Origin of the sequence: Limnovirga soli, from assembly GCF_013106755.1 — a bacterium.
GTDB classification, from domain to species: Bacteria; Bacteroidota; Bacteroidia; order Chitinophagales; family Chitinophagaceae; genus Limnovirga; species Limnovirga soli.
The window spans coordinates 259,701-283,808 of the sequence record NZ_WHPF01000002.1 but is presented as its reverse complement, the minus strand read 5'-3'; the positions used below and the strand labels follow the sequence as shown (position 1 = coordinate 283,808).

Below are 24,108 nucleotides of genomic sequence, written 5' to 3'. Positions count from 1 at the left end.
CTTTTGAAATTAATTTCTTTTAGTTTGTTTTTTTTGATGCCATATATGCTGCAGCACAAGAGTGCGACGCAAGAAAAGCTTATTCCTGAATAAATGACTGGCTAAAAAAAGTCTAAATCCCATCTTTGTTCGGCTCAGGAATTTACCATCGCACCTCATAACAGCCCATGATGTAACCGTATTTTAAAATTAGCATAAAAAAAATGCAGGCTTACATTGCTTACATGTAAAACCTGCATTTTAATTAAGTTTCTAACTATTAAAAAGGGGCTGTTAATTAGCTATATTTTCCAGTCACCGCGCATAGGTTGGTTAATATAGCTATTGGCTTCGGCATCATCAACAAATAATTGTGTTTTTGGGTCAAATTTTAATGACCGGTTTAGTTGCCAGGCAATTTTACCCATATTAACAATAGTGCAGCTTCGGTATCCATTCTCTTCATTTAGCGCAAATTTTTTACGTTGTTTAACCGCTTCAACAAAATCAGTTACCTGTGGTTCAGAATCAGGGAAACTGGCCAGTTTCTTTTCCAGATCGGGAATATCAGATTTAAATTCTGGATATAATTTACCATTAGGGCCTTCAATATAAGCTGCATTCACATCTTTGTTTTCGCCATCTAAAATTATTTTACATCCATCAGCATATGTATATTCAATACGGTTAAAAGTGCTTACTGCATCTTTATCCTGCACAGGTGCATCAATTTCAACCGAAATAGGACTTTCATTATCCTTGCCCAAAATATATTGTATAGGGTCTATATAGTGTTGGCCCATATCGCCAAGTCCTCCGCCATCATAATCCCAATAACCCCTAAAAGTTTGATGTACCCTATGTGGATTATATGGTTTAAAAGGAGCAGGGCCCAGCCAGCGGTCATAATCCAATTCTGCCGGAACTGGTAATGTTTCCAGATTGGTTTTGCCAATCCAGTAGAATTTCCAATCAAAGCCGGTGGCTTTATTAACGGTAACTTTTAAAGGCCAGCCCAACATACCAGTTTGTACCAGTTTTTTGATAGGTGCTACAGTTGTTTTCATACCATAGAATTCATCATTAAATCTAAACCAGGTATTTAATCTGAATATGCGTTGGTGCTGCTGTACTACTTCCATTAAACGTTTGCCTTCGCCAATCGTGCGGGTCATTGGTTTTTCGCACCAAATATCTTTACCTGCACGGGCTGCATCGGCAGCAATTATACCATGCCAGTGGGGTGGGGTGGCAATATGTACAATGTCTACCTCGGGCAGGGCAATTAATTCGCGATGATCGGTAAATAATTTTACATCGTTATTCAGCATGGCAGCTGCTTCTTTTAGGTGGTTGGTATCCACATCGCAAATTGCCACCACACGGGTACCCGCATAATCAAAATGATTACGGCCCATACCACCCACACCAATAACAGCTTTGGTTAACTGATCGCTGGGTGCAATAAAACCCCTGCCCAATACATGCCTGGGCACAATGGTAAATGCAGCAACGGTACCTAATGAATTTTTTAAAAATGATCTTCTCGATTTTGAAAAATGAGCTGCCATCAAAATAATTTTTAAATGATAAACTAATACAATGCTTTAGCTGGTAAAATAAGCAATTTTTATATGCTGTAATGCTTAACGCATTATAATCACTGGAATTTTTTTGGGTACAGGTTTTTGGTACCTGTTTAGAGTACTTAAATAATTTTGATCTGCAATTTATAGCCCCGAACGCACAAGTGAGGTATTTGTATAGCAAATCAGCAAATACAAAAAAAGCAGCGATGCCATGAAAACCTATTGACGGCCTACAAATAACTTATTTTGTTTCTACCGTAACATAAGTGGCTTTGCGTGGTAACCATACCTGCATTTGCCCTTTGCCCCGATTGGCCCAGGCATAATAGGGGATGGCGGTAATTGTTTTTTTTATGGATTCAATTCCATCACCGTTGGCAGTGGGTAGTAAAATGGTGGCGGTAGTTTGTATGGTTACAACACCGTTTAATAAAGCCGAATTGTAACTGCTGGTAAGCACTGCCTCATCTGGTAAAATAAGGTTCATTGCTTTGCCTCCATTATCTGCATGTTCTATACAATATACCAATGGGCCGCGTTCCAGGGCTGTACGATTACGGTCGTCTTTTACATCGTTAATGGCAATGATGCGTTTTACTTCCATTGGTAAATGCAGTTGAACAACATCACCTTTTTTCCACTCACGGTTAATAACAGCATACCCATTTTGCAGGGTATAGCTAGCCGGCACATTATTTACGGTGATGGTAAAATTGGTATTGCCATTGGTAAGATATTGATAGGTACTGCCAGGTACAGGTTGGTTTTGCGCCCAACCTGGTATGCGCAACATAAGTGCACATGTTGTTTTTTTATCTGGATTAATAAGTAAGCTAATATCGCCATCCCATGGATAATTAGTTTGTTGTTCAATAGCGATATTGGTATTGTTAACAGCCACATTTGTTTTGCTACCTACATATAGGTTTACCCAAATTGTATTGGCAGAGCTGGTATAAATATAATTACCCAACGAAGCAATTAGCCGTGCAATATTAGAAGGGCAACAGGCAGTACCAAACCATTCACGCCTTTCGTTATTACCGGTGGATGCCAATGTATTGCCATAGAAAAAATGATCGCCGCTAAGTGAAAGGCCATCTAGGGCACCATTATAAAGGCTACGTTCCAGCACATCAATATATTTGCCATCTCCGGTTAACAGGTTCATGCGCTGGTTCCAGAAAACCATTCCTACTGATGCACATGTTTCGCAATAGGCATGATCGTTGGGCAGGTCATAATCTACTGAAAAGCCTTCATTGCTGCCACTACTGCCAATACCGCCTGTAATGTACATGTTGCGGTATACCACATCTTCCCAAACACTTTTCATGGCTGTCATGTAAGCTGTATCGTTGGTAGCACTTGCCACATCGGCAACGCCGGTGTACAGGTACATGGCCCTAACCGCATGGCCTGTAATTTCCCGGGTGTCTTTTACCGTTGTCTTATCCTGTGCATAGGCAGTGTCTTTCCAGTCTGTCCAGGTATATCCTTTGGCATAGCCATGGCCACGTTCTTCCAGTAGCCAATGGCTTAGCTGCAGGTATTTTACATCATTGGTTACATGATACAATTTTACCAAGGCCAGCTCCAGTTCTTCATGCCCCGTAACCCAATGGCGTTTATTTGGGCCAAAAACACTGTCGAAATAATTGGCAAATCGTATGGCCACATCCAGCAATTTTCTTTTACCGGTAGATTGATAATATGCCACAGCAGCTTCAATTAAATGACCGCCATTATAATCCTCATGCATGCTCATATCTGTCCAACGCAGATTAAGATCTGTAAGCGTATAATAGGTATTTAAATAACCATCGGGTAATTGCGCTGCTGCAATTTTGTCAATCCATTCATCTGCTCTTTTTTCAAGCGAAGCGTCCGGGTGATTGGTTAATGAGTAGGCAATAGCTTCCAATGCTTTAAATACATCAGAATCATCAAAGAAAATACCTTCATGTTGTTCCCCTTTTTTGCGGGCCACTTTTTCAAAGTTGCGCAGCCTGGGTGTTTTAACTTCTGTTTGATCTACACAAACAGTAATAGTAACCAAGGCCACTTTTTCAATACGCGGTTTCCAGAATGCATCTGTAATAGTTACCCCAGAAAACGGTACAGCTGTTATTTGCGGGAACAACGATTGGGCCTGAATTACAGCACTATAGCTTAACACTATAAAAGTAAAAATGGCTGGTTTTAAATATTGCATGGTTTACATAATATAATAGCGAAATAAAATTGTTAGCCAGACTGTATCACCAATATGAGGCAGCCGTTGCGTCGCACTCTTGTGCGGCTGAATGTTAAAGCAGCAAAACCTAATTCATTTTTATTTTAATCATGGTAAACGAGTGTGCAGGAAATGTATATTGCAAACTATTACCTGAAACGTTAATTGATTTTTCTTTTGTTTTTACTTTTTGTTCGCTAACCGTATTCTCGTCCATTATATCAGGAGAATTAATTTCGTACACCATTGCTTTATTTGACAAATTGCCAAACTGGTTAGTGATACTGGTAGTAATTCCTTTATCCAAATGGCGGTTAACCACATTAATCATCAATTCTTTGGTGGTATCATTATAAACTGTAGAAACATCCAAATATGGCACATCTTTATCATTGTTTTTATAGCTGGCACATTCTACAAAAGAGGCAATGGAATTACCCTTGCAATTTTCTGCAAACAATTGTAGCGGATAAAAGGTTGTCTGGTACCAAAGCGTATCATGTGTAACCATCATTGGTGCAATAACATTTACCAACTGGGCCAGATTGGCCATTTTTACAATTTGCGCATTGCGTATAAAGCAGTTTAAATAACTGGCAATTACCAATGCATCCTGCATATTATAATGTTCTTCCAGCTTTTGCTCATTCCAGGCACGGTACCAAACATTATACTCATCAAATGCTATATAAATAGGATGATCAATTTTATTCTTAAGCGTAGCTTCCTTTATAAGTCCTTCTGTGATTTTAATTACATTTTCGGCAAAAATGGTTGATGCCATAAATTTATAATGGTCTTTATCATGATTGCCCACATAATTATGCAGCGAAATATAATCAACATAACCGCCAAGTGAATTTAATACGGTACGGTTCCAGTCTGTCCAACCGCTACCATAATTGCTTGACCCCGAAGCGATAAGTTTTATTTTATCATCACTCCATTTCATTAGTTTGGCTGCTTCAAGGGCAAATTTGCTGTAATCTTCTGCATTTTTATGCCCCATTTGCCAGGGCCCGTCAATCTCATTTCCAAGACCCCAGTATTGTACATTATATGGTTCAGGATGACCGTTGGCTGCCCTTAAATCAGAATAATATAAACCAGTGGGGGCATTACAATATTCCACCCAGTTTCTTGCTTCGTCTAAGCTGCCGGTACCCAGGTTTACACATATATAAGGGGCAACTTTAGCCGCCTTACTCCAGGCTAAAAATTCATCTGTACCCACCTGATTGCTTTCGGTATCGCCCCATGCAAGGTCTTTTCTTTTTGGCCGATTTGCCTTATTACCAATGCCATCCATCCAATGGTATCCTGATGCAAAATTGCCACCGGGCCAACGTACCAGACTAACACCCATTTCTTTGGTAGCATTTAGCACATCTGTTCTAAAACCCTGGTTATCGGCTTTCGCTGAGCCGGGTTCGTACAGACCGCCATATATACAACGACCCAAATGCTCGGTAAAATTGCCGTATAAATTCTCGTCAATTCCTCCAATTTTTCTTTCAATGTCCACTTTTATGCGGGCAGTAAGGTTTTGAGACAGTAAAAAGTTATTACAGAAAATTAATAACAACAGCGATAGAACTAAGTGTTTCATGTTAATTGGTTTATGCATCGTTTATTGTTAAAGTAACACTTATTTTTTTGCACCATAAAATTATTTTTCACATTTCATTATCAATACTTTAAGCATAAACCTGACCTAAATAGGCGTTATTAATAAATTAAAAGGAAACCAGTAAATGCAAATGATTTCCTAAAGCCCTTATTTATTTTAAACCGCCGATTACGTTTTGCATCTACAGTTTATACTACTAAGTAGATTACAATAACTTAAAATAAAATATTATGATACTGATGCATTCACCATTTTCAAAGTCTTTCACAGAACAACAGAGAGACCGTATTTTTGAAAAATTGCATGGCACAAAAACCAGGGTAGCCAATATATATATTCCAAATCAAAAAACTGCAGCAACCCGCAATCCAGGCTATTCTGCAAATTTGGCAAAGCGGATTTCACCATTCCTGCTTCTTACAGGATTATTGATACTTGTTTACCCTTTTTTATTGGTGTTGGGTAAAACACCTTTTCATTCTGAATGGTGGGGTTTTGGTGCATTAATGCTTACCCTTATTTATGTGGTTTTGTTCGATTTTGCCATATGGAATTATTTTAAAGGCAAAAAAGTAAATCGTATCTGGATAATTGAGCTAATTTTAGCTACAGCTATTCTTTACTTTTTACTATAAATATGCATATAGAACATATAGCCATTTGGTGCAATAATCTGGAGCTGATGAAAGATTTCTATTGCACTTATTTTAATGCAATTGCCAGTACAAAATACTTTAATCCAAATAAGCAATTCACTTCTTATTTTTTGCAGTTTCAGCAAGGCGCCAGATTAGAATTAATGCAAATGCCCGGTGTGGCTAATAACGTAAACAATCCATTAATGCCCTACAGGTGCATTATTCATATAGCTATTTCTGTGGGTTCAAAAGAAAAGGTAGATGCTTTAACGGCGCAATTGCGTAGCGATGGGGTAATTATTATTGGCGAGCCAAGAACCATCGGAGATGGCTATTACGAATCTGTGATAGCCGATCCTGAACAAAATCTTATAGAAATTACCGAATAATATGTTGTTTGTTTTGAGCCAGGCTTTTACATAGGCATTTGGCTTTTCTTGCGTCGCACTCTTGTACGCCGGGAACAATTGGCGGCAGATGATTGGTATAATAATTAGATAGGCAAATAGCTGAGTTTAAATTAACTCTGAAGTATTGTATTAGCTGCCACAAAGCCAGAACCCTGAACCGAGCGTGGCAAGTAAAGTTTCATTATTTATCTGTAGCTGGCTACCAAAAAATGTATTTATTCTTTCTCGTTATAACATTTACGGCAACGAGGTTCATAGGTATCTTTTTCGCCCAATAACACCTGACCTGCCTGAGCGGTTTTACGGTAAGAAATACTGGCGATATTGCCACATTTTACACAAATGGCGTGCAACTTGGTGATATAATCTGCAATGGCCAATAACTGTGGCATAGGGCCAAAGGGTTTGCCCAGATAATCCATATCCAGTCCGGCAACAATAACCCTTGTGCCACGAGCGGCAAGGGTTTCGCACACATGCATAATTTCTGCATCAAAAAACTGGGCTTCGTCAATACCAACCACATCTACACCGGTGGCCATCAAAAGAATGGTTTGGGAATTATCGATGGGGGTAGACTGAATGGCATTGGCATCGTGACTTACCACTTGAGTTTCATTGTACCTGATATCTATGGCAGGTTTAAAAATTTCTACTTTAAGGTTAGCAATTTTTGCCCGTTTTAAACGGCGGATCAGTTCCTCGGTTTTACCGCTAAACATGGAGCCGCAAACCACTTCTATCCATCCTCTTCTTTCGCCTGTAATGCTGGGTTCTATAAACATTGTGTAAAACTTAAGTACATGTAAAATAAAAGCTTGTATTTTTATATTGTAACCACAAAATGATTTTAGTGGATAACTTTTATGATGCCTTTACAACCAAATGTATCAACTACAATGGAAAAAGCAGGAGTTTTAATAGAACGTTTACAGGAACAATACAAGGATAATGCGGATGCTGCTACCTTAAGAATTACTGCAGAAATGCTGCTGGAAGAGTTACAGTTATTACAAAAACAAGCTTTGTTTGCTGGAAAAAATGTGGCAGTGATTATGCCGGAATATAACAGGTTGCATTTAACCGAGCCAGTAATTGCCGCCCCGGCTAACCCGCCAGTTAAAGATATTATGCCTGTTGCACCCTTAACACCGACACCTGAAATACAAAAAGAAATACCGGTTACACTACAAAACCCGGTTTTTGCACCTTATATGCCACCTGCTAACCCAACTATGGCAGCACAACAGCCTTTGTTAAACGAATTACCCACATTTGCCTACCAGCAGAAAGAGATTTTTGAATTGAATGATGTTATTTCAACTTCCTACAAAGAAGAAATGCTGAATGATAAGCTAAAAACCGAAGCCAATGAGCTGGGCAATAAATTAAAAGAAACCCCCATAAGAGATTTAAGAAAAGCCATTGGTATAAATGACCGCTTTTTATTTATTAATGATTTGTTTAGAGGCGATGAAGATATGTATGAACGCAGCCTGAAAACCATTAATGCCTTTAGTATTTTGCCCGAAGCAGAATATTGGATACAGCGCGAATTAAAAGTAAAACTGGGTTGGCCAGAAACCAGTGAAGCGGTTAAGGTATTTGATCAGTTGGTGAGAAGGCGTTTTTCCTGAATAAATTGTATTACCCTGTTGGTGGCGCCCGCCTGTTCTTTTACAAAATTACCTGCGCTATTGGCTGCCGCGGTATAAGCATTTTTATCTTGTAATAATTCATTAAAGGTTTGTTCCAGTTCAATTGCATCTATTACGGTGAAAGCGCCGCCTTTTTCAATTAAGGCACGGGCTTCTATAAACTTATCATATACAGGCCCAAAAATCACTGGTTTATAATAAACGGCGGCTTCCAATACATTATGCACACCATCGCCGCCAAAACCACCACCTATATAACAAAGCGTTGCTGTTGAATAAAGCATTTTTAACATGCCTATATTGTCAATTATAATGGTATTGATATTATTGGGTATTGCATCGGATTTTACTATTGCTGAATAAAGTACAGCATTTTTGAAAAGTGCTGTACATTCCTTTAACCGTATGGATTCTATATTATGCGGGGCAATTATAAAACGGTAATCCTGATGGGCATTGGCATAATGACAAAGTTCCTCTTCATCCTCCAGCCAGGTACTACCAGCCACAATTACAGTTTTATTTTTACAAAATTCATCTATGATGGGAAATTGAAAATAATGTTGGGCAATACTTAATACCCTGTCGAAACGGGTATCACCGGCAACACTTACCTGATTATTAATTCCGATGGTATTTAATAGTTGCACGGAACTGGAATGCTGTACAAACAAATGGGTAAAAAAGCCAAGCATTTGCCTGTGAAAAGCACCATATGATTTAAAAAAGGGTTGTGATGATCTGAATATGCCTGATACCAGCAAAAGCGGTGTATTTCTTTGTTTTACTGCTTGTAAATAATAAAACCAAAACTCATATTTAATAAATATTACCAGCGATGGTTTTACCAGATCTAAAAATCTTTTAGCATTTGCTTTGCTATCAATTGGTAAATAAAAAATATAATCGGCCTGATGATAATTTTTTTCCGCCTCGTAGCCCGAAGGAGAAAAAAAGGTAAGCACAATTGTATAGGCAGGGTATTGTTGTTTAATTGCTTCAATAACCGGACGGCCTTGTTCAAATTCGCCTAAGGAGGCGCAGTGTACCCAAATGGTGGGCTTATTATTGCCTTTTAGGGTAGCAGCAATATGGTTAAAAATGTTTTTACGGCCCTTTACCCAAAGCGCAGCTTTTTTATTAAATAATGCAGCCAGTTGTGCAGCAACAGGATATAACCTGATAAACAATATGTAGAAAAATTTACCCATACTTAAATGCAAAGAAAATACTTTATGGCTAACCAACTGTTATGTATTAGTAGTAGTAGCTATAAATTCTGCAGCACAAGAGTGCGACGCAAGTAAAGCCGGAATTTTAACTGCTGTTAGGTACATGAAAAAAGGAAGCTAAACTTCCTTTGGTGTTTTTTGGTTAGATATATATGGAGTATCGATATTAAATGCTGATCATTATTTTATTATTATTGGCCGTTTTACTTAATACAGTGCCGTTTTGCATTTGCAACTCGGTTCCCTGTGCGTTGTAAATAAGCGTATAGGTAACTTCGAGGTGCTCTTTGCTATTGCTGATGCCATTTACCGTAATGGTTTTAGACAATGCATTTTGCACATCCGGATATTGATTAAGCGCCCTTGCATCGATGGTTTGCTGCCAAACTGAAGTACGTTTACTGCCAGTTACTTTTTCCACCAGAATATTGATTTTTGCTGATGCCGTATTATATGCGGCGGCTGTATAATCGCTGCCCTTATATACCTGAAACGAAATGCTTTGATTTTCTGTTTGGTTGTTGCTGATGGTTGCTTTTATAGGATTATATATTAACACTACTATGAGTGCAATTATACAACCTGTTATATACTTTTTCATTGTTGTTGTTTACTTTCATAATGCAAATTTCAGTGGCAATTTGGTTAATGAAATTACAATGGCTGATGAGCGGTAAGGAGATGCAGATAACAGGTTTTAAAAAATGATAGCGTTATAAAAGCCTTATAGGGTATATGTTTCAGCTAAATAAGCTTGTACGCTTATGATTCAGTACTTGTATGTTTTTGTAACAAATTGCTGGTAAAACAGGTATTATAGAATTTGCCGGGCCTTTATTTCCAGGTATTTATTAAGGGCATTTACGGTTAATTGCTGCGGGGCAGTTAAAATGGTTAAAATACCACTTTGGTTTAGTTCTTTTACAATTTGCCTTTTTTCAAAAGCAAAATTTTCGGCTACGGTTTTGGTATATACTTCCTCCAGATTATTACTTTCTTTAGCTATAAATTTTACCAACTCTGTATTCTCAAAAAATACAGTAATTAATAAATGGTTTTCGGCAATTTTCTTTAGATAAGGTAATTGTCTGCGCATGCCTGTTAGCGATTCAAAATTGGTAAATAGCAATACCAAACTGCGCTGTGTTATTTTACGGCGTAAATGAATATACAACCTTTCATAATCGCTTTCCAAATACCGGGTTTTCTGGTTGTATAAGGTATCCAGTATATATTGCATTTGCGATGCCTTTTTCTCAGCTGGTAAAAAGGAACTGATTGTTTCAGCAAAAGTAATTAGTCCGGCTTTATCCTGTTTACCCAGTGCCACATTGCTTAATACCAACGAGGTGTTAATGGCATAATCCAGCAAACTCAGTCCTTCAAAAGGCATTTTCATTACACGGCCTTTATCAATTACACAATATAATTGCTGACTTTTTTCATCAGCATAATTGTTTATCATTAACTGGCCTTTACGTGCTGTGGCTTTCCAGTTAATGGTACGGTAATCATCGCCTGCTACATATTCTTTTATTTGTTCAAATTCCATACTTTGGCCAATACGCCTTACTTTTTTAACGCCCACTTCGCTAAGGCGGTTACTCATGGCCATTAACTGGTATTTGCGCATTTGCAGATACGAAGGGTATACCGGAACATTTTTTGGATTGCCCATAATATATCTTCTGCTAAAAATGCCATTTGTGGTATTAACATAAATATTTATTACCCCAAATTCGTACAAACCCCTTTTTACAGGCCTTAACTGGTAGCGCAAAATGGTATTTGCATTTTTTTCCATCGATAAGGCAAATAAAATATCTCTTTTTTGAAACTGATGTGGAATTTCATCAATTACCTGCAGCTTAACGGTAAAGGGATAATTATTTTCCAGGTCAATTCTAATGGTATTATCATCACCATTGCTTAAACGTTCGGCCATAGACCTTACCGCAAAAATGCCGTTGGAGGTGCTGTACAACAACAGGTATTCGTACACCAAAAAAAGCAGCGCTGCACTGGAAATAAAGTAGGGTATATTACCCAAAACAGGCAAAAAGAACCTAAATACAAAAAGCATAATACAGCCAATTAGCAATGCATAAAAATATTGTGTTGCATATAGGCTGCCGATATATTTATTGTAAAATGCTTTCAATACCGTGTTGTTTTATTGCTGATAAACAAGAATTGTATTTTCTACTGTAAGATTAATTTGTTTTTGCAAAACAGGCAAATACATTTTTCACAAACCTTCATAGTAAAAGTGGTTGAGAAGCATTTTGAGCCCAACAATAAAACATGCATTAAGCTTCACTTGCGTCGCACTCTTGTGCGTTTGGTTATTATGGCAGCTGTAAACAGCCAGTTTTATTGTATTAAAAAGTTGCCCAAAATTCCCCAGGTACAAGTGTGCGACGCAAGTAAAGCCGAAGTAGGTTGTATCGCCGGGCCAATAAATACCATTGCCTAATACCCGGCTTTGTATTTGTTTATTTCCTGTAATAAAATGGCGTTTATATTGGTTTTGGCACCCGCCAACAGGTAAATTTTTGTACCTATTTCCCTTGAATAGGGATTGGTGTTTTCGCCTACCAGCGAAACCCTGGTAAACAAGGGAATTTCCTGTTTTCTTTCGGGGTCATCGTCATCGGCATTCTGAATTAGAATTACGTTTATAATGGGTTTATCAAGTGGTATCCAGTTTATATAATCGGCATTTAAAGAAACTGCATTGATGTTTTTAAAGGTGGAATAATAATTAATGGCACCAGCCTGCCCATAATTATCGCATAAAACCAATGTGTTGGCTTTGTTGGGTATGTTTGTATAAACACTATCTACTTTTTTTGCCAATTCACTCCAGCCAATCATATCTGCAAAATCCTGGGGTAAATTATGGTCTTTCCCATCCTCCCAGCGTAATAGGCCAAAATCCTTGTACCGCTGACTGTTTTGCTCAATTTCCTGTGGACTTTTATAGGGAAAAGCAACCGAGATGAAGAATGTGCCTAAACACAATATCCAAATAAAGGCAAATGGCTGTAATATTCTTTTCCATCCATTAGTTAGTAAATGTGAGGTATACACGGTGCCAAAAGCAATTAGCACCGGGTATAAACCTGCAGCATAATAACTTTTAGCATGGAAAAAAATAAAAAGTAAAATGGTAAATAAATAGCTCCAGAAAATAACCCGGTATTTTTTAAATGGTTCATAAACAAAAAATGCCATGAATCCACATAAGATAAATGGCATGGCCACTAAAAAATAAATAAACTGGTCTTTTAAAAATGCTGAGGTGTTCACATTTACCAATTGGGTGCGTTCCAGTTCCTTCAACTGCGAAATAGTAGGAAAATCATTTTGAAACTGCCAGATAATATTGGGCAGTACAATAAAAAAGGCTATAGCCAGACTTATAAAGAATTTCTTTTGCCACAATATATTTCTATGCGGTGTTAGTAATAAGGCCGGCAATAAACCCAGGATGAGAAAAACAATATTGTATTTGCTTAAAATACCAAAACCAATGGCCAATGCAGCCCCGAAAAACCAATTGGTATTATTGGTATGTATATACTGTATAAGGGTATAGTATAAAAAAGTCCAAAAGAAAATATCCAGCGAGTTGGGTTGATATAATATGTTAATCCGCAACATAACCGATAATAATACCGCCAATAAACCCAGTGTTAACGCAAATAAATTACCCTTTAGTAAATCAATAATCTTCCAAACCAATAGCATGGTTAAAGCCCCAAATAAGGCAGGAAAAAATTTAACCCAAAAAACGCCTTTACCCAATAACTGAATAATGTACGATATCCATGAAGTTACTGGCGGAACAGAAATATATCCCCAGGCCAGGTGTTTACCCTGATCAAGTTGCAGAAATTCATCGCGTTGCAAATCATAAGCCGGACTAATTAAATTGTACTGAAGTATAAACTTGGCAAGTATAAAACCCAGTAAAATAAATGTCTTTTTTTTCATAGATACACATCTTCCAATAAATATAGGTTGTATTGGCAAAAAGCCAAATACCACACATCATTTATTATTGGAAAGCGTCTGATTGCCAGTAGAGGCAATACGATGTAAAAAATGGTGGCAGCCAAAACTGCACACCACTTTATTTGCTACATTTAAGCAAAACCCATCTCTTTATAGTTAAAACTGTAAAGGCGGCCCTACTACCTGCATATCGTGTTGGGCAAAAATGGCGGCGCCTTCTGCGGGAGTTGGTGCTTGTTTAAGTCCACCTAATTGCCTGAAAAAGTCTTCCATTTTACCAGATGGTTGAAATAAGAAAAACATTTTACCCGTTTCAGTTAATTGTGCAAATGCATGAGGTACTTTTCTGGGTAAAAAAATGGTATCGCCGGCACCTAATTTGTGTTGTTCATCACCCACCTGAAATAAAAATTCACCTGCAGTTACAAAAAATATTTCATCCTGATTTGGGTGCACATGAAGTGGCGGACCTCCCTTTTCATTACCGGTATATTCAAAAATGGTTAAATCACCCTCGGTATCTTTTGAAGATACTTTAATATCGTTTGGATTTTTACCACCCAGCAGTGTTTTTTCTCCAAACCTGCTTTCATTTGCTTTTATTACAAAGCCTTTAGCGGGGCGTTCGGCACTGGCATTCCCCTTTGCCATAGCAAGTGTCGGCAAACTGGCAGCAGTTGCTAAAATAAATTTTCTTCTTTGCATGATTATTTGTTTTGGTATTTACCATACAAATTTGAAGAGATGTAAAGAATGGTTGGTGGTATAAAAACGACATTTTAATAAGTATCTGCTTCTCCAAAATTTCTTTCAGGAGAGGCCATATCCAGCAAATGAAATTGATTGGGTGTTTGCAGCGTAAACTCTTTATATTCTTTTACCAAATGCTGGTAATCGTGATACCCGCAATGTATAGCTATGGTGAGCCAATCCCTGTCAGGGAAAGTGTTTTTCATTCTAAAAGCGTTTTCAAATCTAACCACGCGGTTAAAATATTTTGGCGATACGCCCATTCTCTCAATAAACTTTCTTTCGTATTGCCGAACACTCAGGTACGATGCTTTGGCCAGCCAGTCTATGGATACACATTGTTTTGATTGTAAAATCAAATTGCTGGTAATATCCAAATGATGATGTGGTTTCTTGGAATTGCCAGCTAGGTTTTTTAAAAATACTTCCACCACCTTTACCATTTCCTGATGCGATTGGGCATCATTCAATTTGTCATTAATTTCCTTAATATCCTTGCTAAAAATGGTTTCGGCATCAATATAATTGTTGGTGAGTTCATCAGAAGGTATGCCTGTAAGCCGGTATAAAGCGCCTGGCATAAACACCACCTGAAATACCAAAAAGTCTTTTCCAACGTAGCGGTTGCTAACCTCATGTTGCTGTCCAATTAATACTGTTTTTAAACGGGCTATCTTTTTGTTGCTACCTGTATATTCCACACTTTCCGTATCCCTTGGGTAAAAGCTAAGGCAATGTTCAGGCTTAGGCGGGTAAGGTTTGTAGGGAATAATTTCAATGTTGTTAAAGGTAAAATGCACAATGCGATAGGCCCGAATAAATTCAGCCAAAGCAATAGAAGGTGCAAATTCTGATAGTACCATTGTTAAGCGTAAAAAATTGTACAGCTAAATAAATAGCCTGTATTAAATATACAAAACTCATTATTGTAAAAGCTACTATTTACATTGTTTTTCGGCAGTATATCAATTGGCAGCGTCTGTTGTGTCACTCACTTGTACTTTAGGTACACTATGCAACACAAAAAAGGGAGTAAACTATTTAATAGATTGACACAGTTTTAAAACTATATTTATTATTTGTAAACAATAAAGCTATATGAACAAAATACAGTGGGGTATGATAGGCTGTGGCAATGTAACTGAGGTTAAAAGCGGACCAGCTTTTAGCAAAGTGGCCCATTCTGCATTGATGGCAGTAATGGGTAGAAATGCCATTAAAGCAGCCGATTATGCCCAACGCCATGGCATACCCAAATGGTACGACAATGTGGATGATTTAATACACGATCCGCAGGTAAATGCAGTGTATATAGCCACGCCACCAGATGTGCATTTGTACTATGCCGAAAAAGCCATGCGTGCCGGTAAGCCGGTATATATTGAAAAGCCAATGGCACGTACCGCAGCAGAATGTGCCGCCATTAATTCAATTAGTAAGGAAACCGGTGTACCAGTATTTGTAGCTTATTACCGCAGAACCCTGCCTTATTTTGTGAAGCTGAAAGCATTGATTGATGCAAAACTGATAGGAGAGGTTCGCTTAATAAATATTCAATTACACTGGCAACCTTACGATGAGGAAACAGGCCCTAATGCCATGCCCCGTTGGCGGGTATCCCCTGAAATATCCGGGGGAGGCCATTTTCATGATCTGGCTTCGCATCAGTTTGATTTTCTGGAATACGCTTTTGGACCAATAAAATTGGCAAAAGGTATTTGCAGCAATCAGGCAGGTTTATATAAAGCGGATGATATTGTAACCGCCAGTTTTGAATTTGAATCGGGTATACTGGGTACAGGCAGCTGGTGTTTTACGGTAAATAAGGAACAAAGGGTAGATGAAGCCGTAATTATAGGGTCGAACGGACGAATTTGCTTTTCGTTTTTTGAAAAGTATTCCATTAGGGTAGAAACAGCTGACCATACGGAAGAATTTATTCTACCTTATCCACAGCACGTACAACAACCTTTAATAGAAACCATTGTGCAGCAACTTCGGGGAGAAGGTATCTGCCCTAGCACTGGTATCACAGGCGCCCGGGCCAATCAAATTATGGATTGGATTACGGGGATATAAATAAGTTAGGTTTAAAATGGCTGTTTACATTTGCTTGGAATTACTGCAGTACAAGTGTGCGACGCAAGTAAAGCTGCACCGCTATTCTTTGCCCGGCTCCAAAAAAAATCCATAGCAAAATTGGAGTTCTATTTTGTGAATTGATATTATATGCTGAAATTGGTATTTCTTTAAAACAAACTATTCAAACCAACTCTCATGAATTGCTTTAAGCCAAAATCATCTTTTGTTCTGTTTATACTTTGTCTTGTATTTGCTGCTTGTAATAATGGCAGCGAAAAAGCTGTAACAATTGATGATACACTTCCCAAAATACCAGTACCCATCTCTCAACCATTAATCAGCAGCATTTATACTGCAGATCCATCTGCCCATGTGTTTGATGGAAAAATTTATATTTATCCTTCTCACGATATTGATGCAGGTATTCCGGAAAATGATAAGGGCGATCATTTTGCTATGAGGGATTATCATATTCTTTCCATGAATAGTATTAATGGTAAGATTACCGACAATGGTGTTGCCCTGGATATAAAAGATATTCCATGGGCCGGCAGACAGCTTTGGGCGCCGGATGCAGCATTTAATAATGGCAAATATTACCTGTATTTTCCGGTGAAGGACAAATCGGATATTTTTAGAATTGGCGTAGCAACAAGTACCAATCCTGCCGGGCCTTTTAAAGCAGAACCCTTACCTATAAAGGGTAGTTATAGTATTGACCCTTCCGTTTTTAAAGATAATGACGGTAAATATTATATGTATTTTGGTGGTATTTGGGGCGGTCAGCTACAAAGATGGCAAACCGGCAAATACGATTCTACCGCCAAAGATGAACCAAGTGGCGAAACACCTGCCTTAACCGCTAAAGTGGCCCGTTTAAGTAATAATATGCTTGAATTTGACGAAGAGGTAAAAAATGTAGTAATACTGGGTGCTGATGGAAAACCCATTCCTGCCAGCGACCATAACAAGAGGTTTTTTGAAGCCTCCTGGATGTATAAATATAATGGCAAATACTATTTTACATACTCCACCGGTGATACACATTTTATTTGTTATGCAACCGGTACAAGTCCTTATGGGCCCTTTACCTATCAGGGTGTTGTGCTAAATCCGGTGCAAGGTTGGACAAATCATCAATCTATTGTACAATTTAACGATAAATGGTACCTGTTTTATCACGATGTACAGCTATCGGGTAAAACACATTTACGCAATATAAAAGTTACTGAATTAAATTACCGCCCTGATGGCAGTATCATCACCATCGATGCTTACAAAAAAGAATAAGTTGGGTAGTGCACTATTGGCAATTTATTTCTTAAAACTATACAAATAAGGCGCTTTGTGTGCCTTGCCTGAATAGTGCTTTTCGTGCCGTTTTAACAAATCAAGCCCAAGAATTTTTCTTTGGAAACTGGTGCGTCTTAATTGTTCACCAAGAATGGCTTCATATACATTCTGTAATTCCCGCATGGTAAACTGTGCAGGCAATAAGTTCATGCCAACCAATTTCTGGTCAATATTGGCACGTAGGGTTTGCAATGCTTTGTTTACAATATCGTGGTGGTCTAATATCAGTTCAGGTAAACTATCCAGGTCGTACCAGGTACAGGAATCTGATAATGCATCCGGCGTTGGAACCACATTGGCATAATTAATTAAGGCGTAGTAAGTAACCGAAATAAACCGGTCAAGCAGCCAATGGCTATCGGTAACGGTATGTCCGTTGGCTTCCAATATTGTTTTAAGAATTTCAGGTTTATGGCGGGTAGTATCGCCAAAAACATAGCATTGTTCCAAATAAATATGATCCAGCCCCGTTCTTTCTTTTAAACCCCTGCGTACTGCATCATTCAGGTTTTCCTCTCTTTTTACAAAACCACCGGGCAAGGCAAAAAAACCGGTATTATGGTATTCCATCAACAATATTTTTAGTTTGGCACCAGAAAAACCAAATACCACAGAATCAAAGGCAATATTGCTCAAATAACCAGTGCCCTGAATATCATTTGCTTCATTCTTCTTTTTATGCGCCATGCCAATTTTTTAATCGTTCCTCAAATTTAATCAGTTAGAATCAAAAATGTTTTTTATTATTGTCTCACAATGAGACAATAATAACTCAATTCTTTCCACATGAAAAAAATCAAATTATTTTTAGTACTTACTACTATGTTTTTTACAGCCACTGCGCAAACCAATTATTATTTTCCTGTACAAACAAAAATTCAAAATGGTATTATAGAAGGTAACTACGATACCAAAGAAGGGTTGCAACTGTATTTTGGTATTCCCTTTGCAAAACCACCCATTGGTAATTTACGCTGGAAAGCACCACAACCCCCTGATAACTGGAAAGGTGTATTGGCCACCAAAAAGTTTGGCCCACGTCCCGTGCAGGGTATTGTATTTGGTGATATGAATTCAAGGTCAGACGGACTTAGCGAAGATTGCCTATACCTAAATGTATGGACGCCTGCCAAACACGATACCAAGGGTCTGCCTGTTTTGGTTTATTTCTATGGTGGAGGATTTGTAGCTGGTGATGCTTCGGAACCAAGATATGATGGAGCCAGTATGGCCAAACAAGGTATTGTTGCCGTTACCGTAAATTACCGCCTCAATATTTTTGGCTTTTTTGCTCATCCTGAATTAAGCGCCGAGTCATCTTATAAAGGCTCAGGAAATTATGGTTTGCTTGACCAAAATGCGGCTTTACAATGGGTACAAAAGAATATAGCTGCTTTTGGTGGCGACCCTGCTAAAGTTACCATTGCAGGAGAATCTGCAGGCTCTATTTCTGTTACCGCGCAAATGGCTTCTCCTTTATCAAAAGGTTTGTTTGCCGGTGCCATTGGCGAAAGTGGGGCTTCCATTAATCCCACCTTGTCTCCTGTACCTCTGGCAGAAGCAGAGAAAACAGGTGCAGATTTTGCTAAAAATGCCGGTGCACCATCCATTGCACAATTAAGGGCTATGAGCACCCTACAGATTTATGAAATGTATGACGCGTCCAAACGCTTTGGTTTCCCTACGGTAATTGATGGTTATTTTTATACTAAAACAGTTCCTGAAACATTTAATGCCGGTGAACAATCTATGGTGCCACTTTTATTGGGCTGGAACTCTGCCGAAATACCCGGAATATCCTTTACCCAAGGCCCTTTTACCGATGAGAATTATGTAAAAAAAGTAAAGGAAGCCTATCCCAATAACTTCGAAGAAGTGCTGCAATTATATCCGCACAGCTCTCCTAAAGAAATTGAATTATCCGCAACAGCTTTGGCTTCCGACAGGTTTATAGCCTATAGCACCTGGAAGTGGTTCGATCTGCATCGCAAAAACAGCAATCAGCCGGTATATCGGTATATGTTCTCTCAAATAAGGCCACCATTAACGGATAATAGTATTACACAGGGACTTGCCGGCGGCACCGTAAAAAAAGATGCAAATACTTTTAAAATGCCCGAGCCGGTAGGCGCATCGCATGCATCAGAAATTGAATATTGCATGGGCAATTTGCACCTGATAAAAGATTATAATTGGACAGAAGACGACTATCAAGCTTCTAATACCATGTTTGCTTATTTTGCCAATTTTATTAAAACCGGCAATCCTAATGGTAAAGACCTGGCCAATTGGCCGGCGGCAGATAAAACAGCTAGCAATCCGGATGTGATGGTAATTAGTGCTAATTCCAAAGCCGAAAAAGCTGGCAATGATGCCCGTTATATTTTCTTAGACAAAGCCTTTGGTAACAACAAATAAAACCATTTGTTACCCGGCTGAGAATGCTATTTGCAGCTGCTCTTGCGTCGCACTCTTGTACGCCAACAACAAAATGAACAGTAAGAAGCAGGTCACTAGCTATTAGCCTTTAGCCAGCAGCCAATTAGATTGAATGCCGCTTTGAAATGGTGATATTATTATCGAATAGATTTTCCATACAAAACAAGAAAGCCGTCATGCCAATTAATTACAGCATGGCGGCTATTTTTATTGCATCCTCATGCTGAATTTTTTTAAGCAAATACTGCATTTATATGCTGTACTCGAATCAGTATCTCCTGGCAAAACACCTGCCACATAAACTAAAAAAAGTACCAGGTATAGGGTGATTGGTAAATTGTAAATTCAACCATACACTTAATTTACTGCATTATAGTTTGATGCCCATTGCCCCGAACGTATAAGAGTGCGACGCAAGCGGTGATGCCATTTGTGCTATTGTTGGGCTTCAAAAATGGGTTATCTATTGGCGGTTAGAGGTGTTGGCGCAAAAAGGGAAATAAAGGTTGGCGTATTGCTGGAATTCCCTGGCCACGCTTATTACTCCATGAGAGATGTTGAATGGAATAGGCTACTTATAAAAATGCAGGCATATTTTATTAAATAGCAGCCTTTATTACAGGCAGGTAGCAGTTGCGGCTATGAGCCTTGATATCTCTTTAGATCTGGCAGCTTCATCCATGTCATTAGTAATAAAACCATTTTTTGCATCTCTCAACTCGGCTTTTATAATGTCACATTTGGCAAACAAAAACATCATGCTGGTTCTTGTTTGGGTGAGGGTAGGGCTTGATAAGAGCGTGTAGGATGATAGGTTTTTGAAATACACAACCTGGCGTTTTGGGTCGATATCAGCTCCCCATTGGTATAGGCCAAATTCCGGCTTGCCCTCCAATAATCTTATACAACAGAATGGTTGGGTTTTTCCATCGGCATATTGCAGTTGCTTAATTAAATATACAACACTGTCAATCTCGATGGAATGAATGATCATGGTATTCAGCTTTATTTTCTGACTTGTTTTTTGATATTTCCCCGGCGATTTTTCTACTTTCTCGTACAGGGTAATGGTGATCATGTCTTTATTCGGCTCATTTAGTTTTATCTCAATATCGCCTGCATATTCACCCATCGCCGATTTTACTTTACCAAAATGTGTTTCGCCTTTTGCGGCATAGGAACCAATGCTTATGTTTATGGCTAGTGTAAATAGAATGATTAAACGCATTGTCCTCATTTTTTTTAGCGGTTATTTCATATAAAATTCGGATAAGCATTGTAGAAATATATCAGTGCCAAAGGGTATTTTTTGAAAATAACTTACATTAGAAATGAAGCGTGTGCAATAGCCTTATTCAAATTAAACACATAAGAAAAGGAATTACCAAATGAGGCAGTAATAAAAAAATCTGTTGAAGATACCAGTCTGGTGAGACAAACAAATCTTCTAAGCCGTTGTTGGTCGCCTGACAAAACAACGATTCGCTTCGACCTGCGCAATGGTATAAGCTGCATTGTATTAACAATGTACAAGAGTGCGACACAAGTGGCTACGCCATTTGTGCTATTGTTGAGCTACAAGAATGCGTTATTTATTTGCTTTTAGAGGTGTTGACGCAAAAAGGCAAATAGGGGTTGCCGTATGGACGGCACATCGAACATGGTACCATAGTGCGGAGCATTGGGTACAATTATTAATTGGTTGGGTACCGCCTGTAAACCTAGCCATGCACTTAATAATTTGGATTGTGTATTGGGTACGGATAAATCCTTTTCGCCCTGCACAATAAAGAAGGGCGGATCTTTTTTATCGATATAATTTACGGGACTGGCTTGTTGTGCCAAATCAGGCCGGCTAATAGGAGAGGCGCCCAATAATATTTCTATGGGGCTAAGAATATTGTCCTCAGTAGTATCTGCATTGGCTGCCATCATTAACAGATGGGAGGGGCCATAAAAATCTAGTACGGCTTTTATAGTAAATTTGGGTTTGTTGCCGTTGGCGTAAAAATTGGCCACAGCATTATTGTTGGATAAACCCAGTAACGAAGCCAGGTGCCCACCTGCGGAAAAACCAATCAGCGCAATGCGGTTTTTATCAATATGATAGTTGGCGGCATGTTGGTATAAATAATCAATGGCCTGGTTGCAATCCTGTATTTGTGCGGGGAAAACTGCACTGGTACTAAACCGGTAATCGATGGAAGCTAGGGCATAGCCACTGTCGATAAATGCCTTAACGGTATTGGTCATATAACCCATATCGGCATATTTATCGTTCATCATCCAGGCGCCGCCGTGTATCCAAACAATAAGTGGCAGGTTGCTGGTGGTATTGGCAGGCAGGTAAATATCCAGTAAATGTTTTTGCAAGGTATCGCCGGCATAGGCAATATTGCTATAGGTAACCGTATTAGCAGGGAATATACCTTGTACCGGGCTTTTTTGCGCCTGTGCAATTTGTAAAAAACTACAACATAGGATAAATACACTGGTTAATGGCAATCGCTTTTTCATGGAATTAAGTTACGGATATTTTGTTTTGCTGTTGTTGTTTTTAAGCTAGCGGCATTTATGTGGGAATAGAGTGGGTAATATTAAAGTAGATTGGTTTGCTTGTTTGTATTTGCATTTTTTGTTGAATAGCGCTTTATAGCACAAGAGTGCGACGCAAGAGAAGCTGCAGTTAGTATCTATAGCCGGGTACCAAAACCAATAATGGCTTATACTTGTTGGAATGGCCATTCCTTATTATACCTGGCTTTTACCATAAAGGCAATAATACCAAGACTTATAATAAATAGGGCCAGGCGAATCATATCGAATGTGGTGGAGTAGAAAATACAAATCCATAATACCATGGCCACAATAACCGGGATGGGAAATAAGGGCATTTTCCATTTAAAGAAATTGCGCCTTTTTTGTTTGCTGAGTAATAATAAGCCAATGCCTTGTCCAACGAATTGTATAAGTATGCGCATGGCAAGAATGGCGCTGATGACATCGCTGATTCTAAAAAGCAGGCTGAATACAAATGCCACACTGCCTAAAAATAATAAAGAGATATAGGGGAAATGTTTGGTGGGATGCAGCTTTGCAAAAATGCTAAAAAATGCACCATCTTTTGCAGCGGCATAAGGTATACGACTATACCCCAATGTGGCTGAAAATACCGAAGCAAATGCCACCCATAATACCAATGCAGTAACAATAGTTGCAGCTATCGGGCCGGCCAAAGCCTGCACATAATCGCTTACTACAAAGGGGCTTTTTATAATGGTTTCCAAGGGTAATACAGACGCTACACTGATGTTCATAAATAAATATAACAGTGCAATACCTGCCACTGATATAAACATGCTTTTGGGAATATTTTTTTCGGGGTTAATTATTTCGCCACCCAGGTGGCAAACATTATAATACCCAAGGTAACTATACATAGTTTTTACACTGGCAAAACCCAGTGCGGCAGCAAAAGCAGAATTGACTTCTAATCCATCGTTTATATGTTTTACAGGTTCAAGAAATTGGCCGTGGTAAAAGCCGCCAAATATGATGCAAGCCATGGTAATTAAAACCCCTAACCATAGAAATACACTGATTTTACCAATGGTTTCAATTTTGCGGTAAAGTAGTAGCACAATTAAAATAACTACGCTGCCGCTTACCAATTTGCGCTGTATTTCATCCAGGGGTAAAATATAAGTAAAGTATTGTGCAAAACCTATGGCAGCAGAGGCAATTACCAGTGGGGCTTGTATCATGGTTTGCCATACGAAAAGAAAACTCATTAGTTTGCCCCATTTTGGGCCAAAGCCTTCTTTTAAAAAATTATAGCTGCCACCCGCAAGCGGGAAAGTGGCGCCAAGTTCACTCCAAATCATGGCATCGATAAATGATAGAAAAGCACCCGCTATCCAGGCATATAAAAACCAGGGGCCATTCATTTTTTCTACTACTACACTTAATACGATAAAGGGGCCGATGCCCACCATATCTGTCATATTTATAGCGGTAGCCTGTAGTAAACTTATTTTTCTATCTAATATTATTTTGCTCATGCTTGAATACAATAATAGTATTTCTTTGCTA

At 38.6% G+C, this 24,108-nt stretch carries 20 protein-coding genes; 6 read left to right on the top strand and 14 right to left on the bottom strand.

Annotation, left to right across the window (positions count from 1 at the left end; all coding sequences use genetic code 11):
* Window positions 1–281: 281 nt before the first annotated feature.
* From GD597_RS03035 to GD597_RS03025, 3 genes are all read right to left on the bottom strand, one after another.
* Window positions 282–1,550, bottom strand: coding sequence for a Gfo/Idh/MocA family oxidoreductase (locus tag GD597_RS03035; protein WP_171606335.1), 1,269 nt, complete (start codon window positions 1,548–1,550; stop codon window positions 282–284).
* A 259-nt stretch (window positions 1,551–1,809) separates the two neighbouring features.
* Window positions 1,810–3,783: a glycoside hydrolase family 127 protein gene (locus GD597_RS03030; protein ID WP_171606334.1), complete on the bottom strand. Its 1,974-nt coding sequence runs from the start codon at window positions 3,781–3,783 to the stop codon at window positions 1,810–1,812.
* Between the two features lie 109 nt (window positions 3,784–3,892).
* Window positions 3,893–5,413, bottom strand: coding sequence for an alpha-N-arabinofuranosidase (locus GD597_RS03025; RefSeq protein ID WP_171606333.1), 1,521 nt, complete (start codon window positions 5,411–5,413; stop codon window positions 3,893–3,895).
* Window positions 5,414–5,664: 251 nt separating this feature from the next.
* Between GD597_RS03025 and GD597_RS03020 the strand changes: the two genes are divergently transcribed.
* Window positions 5,665–6,069 carry a hypothetical protein gene (locus GD597_RS03020; RefSeq protein ID WP_171606332.1) on the top strand — a complete coding sequence of 135 codons (405 nt, stop codon included), beginning with the start codon at window positions 5,665–5,667 and terminating at the stop codon, window positions 6,067–6,069.
* A 2-nt stretch (window positions 6,070–6,071) separates the two neighbouring features.
* Window positions 6,072–6,461, top strand: a complete 390-nt coding sequence (locus GD597_RS03015) for a VOC family protein (RefSeq protein ID WP_171606331.1) — start codon at window positions 6,072–6,074, stop codon at window positions 6,459–6,461.
* Window positions 6,462–6,697: 236 nt separating this feature from the next.
* Here GD597_RS03015 and GD597_RS03010 read toward each other — a convergent pair whose 3' ends face one another.
* On the bottom strand, window positions 6,698–7,267 hold the full coding sequence (locus GD597_RS03010; protein ID WP_171606330.1) for a thymidine kinase: 570 nt from the start codon (window positions 7,265–7,267) through the stop codon (window positions 6,698–6,700).
* 114 nt (window positions 7,268–7,381) lie between these two features.
* Between GD597_RS03010 and GD597_RS03005 the strand changes: the two genes are divergently transcribed.
* Complete coding sequence (locus GD597_RS03005; protein WP_171606329.1) at window positions 7,382–8,119, top strand: hypothetical protein; 738 nt, start codon at window positions 7,382–7,384, stop codon at window positions 8,117–8,119.
* Here GD597_RS03005 and GD597_RS03000 read toward each other — a convergent pair.
* From GD597_RS03000 to GD597_RS02975, 6 genes are all read right to left on the bottom strand, one after another.
* Window positions 8,092–9,351: a 3-deoxy-D-manno-octulosonic acid transferase gene (locus tag GD597_RS03000; RefSeq protein ID WP_171606328.1), complete on the bottom strand. Its 1,260-nt coding sequence runs from the start codon at window positions 9,349–9,351 to the stop codon at window positions 8,092–8,094. The genes GD597_RS03005 and GD597_RS03000 overlap by 28 nt on opposite strands.
* A 187-nt stretch (window positions 9,352–9,538) precedes the next feature.
* Window positions 9,539–9,973: a hypothetical protein gene (locus tag GD597_RS02995; RefSeq protein WP_171606327.1), complete on the bottom strand. Its 435-nt coding sequence runs from the start codon at window positions 9,971–9,973 to the stop codon at window positions 9,539–9,541.
* A gap of 213 nt (window positions 9,974–10,186) precedes the next feature.
* Window positions 10,187–11,455 carry a DUF58 domain-containing protein gene (locus GD597_RS02990; protein WP_171606326.1) on the bottom strand — a complete coding sequence of 423 codons (1,269 nt, stop codon included), beginning with the start codon at window positions 11,453–11,455 and terminating at the stop codon, window positions 10,187–10,189.
* A gap of 389 nt (window positions 11,456–11,844) precedes the next feature.
* Window positions 11,845–13,371 (bottom strand): glycosyltransferase family 39 protein, encoded by a 1,527-nt coding sequence (locus GD597_RS02985; RefSeq protein ID WP_171606325.1) that lies wholly within the window; start codon window positions 13,369–13,371, stop codon window positions 11,845–11,847.
* A gap of 177 nt (window positions 13,372–13,548) precedes the next feature.
* Window positions 13,549–14,097, bottom strand: a complete 549-nt coding sequence (locus GD597_RS02980) for a cupin domain-containing protein (RefSeq protein WP_171606324.1) — start codon at window positions 14,095–14,097, stop codon at window positions 13,549–13,551.
* A 74-nt stretch (window positions 14,098–14,171) separates the two neighbouring features.
* Window positions 14,172–15,005, bottom strand: coding sequence for a helix-turn-helix domain-containing protein (locus GD597_RS02975; protein ID WP_171606323.1), 834 nt, complete (start codon window positions 15,003–15,005; stop codon window positions 14,172–14,174).
* A 235-nt stretch (window positions 15,006–15,240) separates the two neighbouring features.
* On the opposite strand from GD597_RS02975, the gene GD597_RS02970 reads away from it, so the two are divergent.
* The gene (locus GD597_RS02970; protein ID WP_171606322.1) at window positions 15,241–16,221 is read left to right on the top strand and encodes a Gfo/Idh/MocA family protein; all 981 of its coding nucleotides are present in this window, start codon (window positions 15,241–15,243) and stop codon (window positions 16,219–16,221) included.
* Window positions 16,222–16,419: 198 nt separating this feature from the next.
* Window positions 16,420–17,514 (top strand): glycoside hydrolase family 43 protein, encoded by a 1,095-nt coding sequence (locus GD597_RS02965; RefSeq protein ID WP_171606321.1) that lies wholly within the window; start codon window positions 16,420–16,422, stop codon window positions 17,512–17,514.
* Between the two features lie 24 nt (window positions 17,515–17,538).
* Here GD597_RS02965 and GD597_RS02960 read toward each other — a convergent pair whose 3' ends face one another.
* Entirely contained in the window at window positions 17,539–18,264 is a 726-nt protein-coding gene (locus GD597_RS02960) for an NUDIX hydrolase (protein WP_171606320.1), read from the bottom strand.
* A 99-nt stretch (window positions 18,265–18,363) separates the two neighbouring features.
* On the opposite strand from GD597_RS02960, the gene GD597_RS02955 reads away from it, so the two are divergent.
* A complete protein-coding gene (locus GD597_RS02955) occupies window positions 18,364–19,995 on the top strand; it encodes a carboxylesterase/lipase family protein (protein WP_171606319.1) in 1,632 nt (543 codons plus the stop codon).
* 637 nt (window positions 19,996–20,632) lie between these two features.
* Here GD597_RS02955 and GD597_RS02950 read toward each other — a convergent pair.
* From GD597_RS02950 to GD597_RS02940, 3 genes are all read right to left on the bottom strand, one after another.
* A complete protein-coding gene (locus GD597_RS02950; protein ID WP_171606318.1) occupies window positions 20,633–21,244 on the bottom strand; it encodes a hypothetical protein in 612 nt (203 codons plus the stop codon).
* Between the two features lie 374 nt (window positions 21,245–21,618).
* Complete coding sequence (locus GD597_RS02945) at window positions 21,619–22,533, bottom strand: alpha/beta hydrolase (RefSeq protein ID WP_171606317.1); 915 nt, start codon at window positions 22,531–22,533, stop codon at window positions 21,619–21,621.
* A 206-nt stretch (window positions 22,534–22,739) separates the two neighbouring features.
* Window positions 22,740–24,077: an APC family permease gene (locus tag GD597_RS02940; protein WP_171606316.1), complete on the bottom strand. Its 1,338-nt coding sequence runs from the start codon at window positions 24,075–24,077 to the stop codon at window positions 22,740–22,742.
* Window positions 24,078–24,108 lie beyond the last annotated feature (31 nt).

Coding starts and splice junctions, on each gene's coding strand:
- GD597_RS02975 (WP_171606323.1), bottom strand. CDS start 15,005: ATGGTACTATCAGAATTTGCACCTTCTATTGCTTTGGCTGAATTTATT.
- GD597_RS03020 (WP_171606332.1), top strand. CDS start 5,665: ATGATACTGATGCATTCACCATTTTCAAAGTCTTTCACAGAACAACAG.
- GD597_RS03000 (WP_171606328.1), bottom strand. CDS start 9,351: ATGGGTAAATTTTTCTACATATTGTTTATCAGGTTATATCCTGTTGCT.
- GD597_RS02945 (WP_171606317.1), bottom strand. CDS start 22,533: ATGAAAAAGCGATTGCCATTAACCAGTGTATTTATCCTATGTTGTAGT.
- GD597_RS02995 (WP_171606327.1), bottom strand. CDS start 9,973: ATGAAAAAGTATATAACAGGTTGTATAATTGCACTCATAGTAGTGTTA.
- GD597_RS03025 (WP_171606333.1), bottom strand. CDS start 5,413: ATGAAACACTTAGTTCTATCGCTGTTGTTATTAATTTTCTGTAATAAC.
- GD597_RS02960 (WP_171606320.1), bottom strand. CDS start 18,264: ATGGCGCATAAAAAGAAGAATGAAGCAAATGATATTCAGGGCACTGGT.
- GD597_RS03010 (WP_171606330.1), bottom strand. CDS start 7,267: ATGTTTATAGAACCCAGCATTACAGGCGAAAGAAGAGGATGGATAGAA.
- GD597_RS02970 (WP_171606322.1), top strand. CDS start 15,241: ATGAACAAAATACAGTGGGGTATGATAGGCTGTGGCAATGTAACTGAG.
- GD597_RS02985 (WP_171606325.1), bottom strand. CDS start 13,371: ATGAAAAAAAAGACATTTATTTTACTGGGTTTTATACTTGCCAAGTTT.
- GD597_RS03005 (WP_171606329.1), top strand. CDS start 7,382: ATGGAAAAAGCAGGAGTTTTAATAGAACGTTTACAGGAACAATACAAG.
- GD597_RS02980 (WP_171606324.1), bottom strand. CDS start 14,097: ATGCAAAGAAGAAAATTTATTTTAGCAACTGCTGCCAGTTTGCCGACA.
- GD597_RS02940 (WP_171606316.1), bottom strand. CDS start 24,077: ATGAGCAAAATAATATTAGATAGAAAAATAAGTTTACTACAGGCTACC.
- GD597_RS03015 (WP_171606331.1), top strand. CDS start 6,072: ATGCATATAGAACATATAGCCATTTGGTGCAATAATCTGGAGCTGATG.
- GD597_RS02950 (WP_171606318.1), bottom strand. CDS start 21,244: ATGCGTTTAATCATTCTATTTACACTAGCCATAAACATAAGCATTGGT.
- GD597_RS03030 (WP_171606334.1), bottom strand. CDS start 3,783: ATGCAATATTTAAAACCAGCCATTTTTACTTTTATAGTGTTAAGCTAT.
- GD597_RS02965 (WP_171606321.1), top strand. CDS start 16,420: ATGAATTGCTTTAAGCCAAAATCATCTTTTGTTCTGTTTATACTTTGT.
- GD597_RS02955 (WP_171606319.1), top strand. CDS start 18,364: ATGAAAAAAATCAAATTATTTTTAGTACTTACTACTATGTTTTTTACA.
- GD597_RS03035 (WP_171606335.1), bottom strand. CDS start 1,550: ATGGCAGCTCATTTTTCAAAATCGAGAAGATCATTTTTAAAAAATTCA.
- GD597_RS02990 (WP_171606326.1), bottom strand. CDS start 11,455: ATGCTTTTTGTATTTAGGTTCTTTTTGCCTGTTTTGGGTAATATACCC.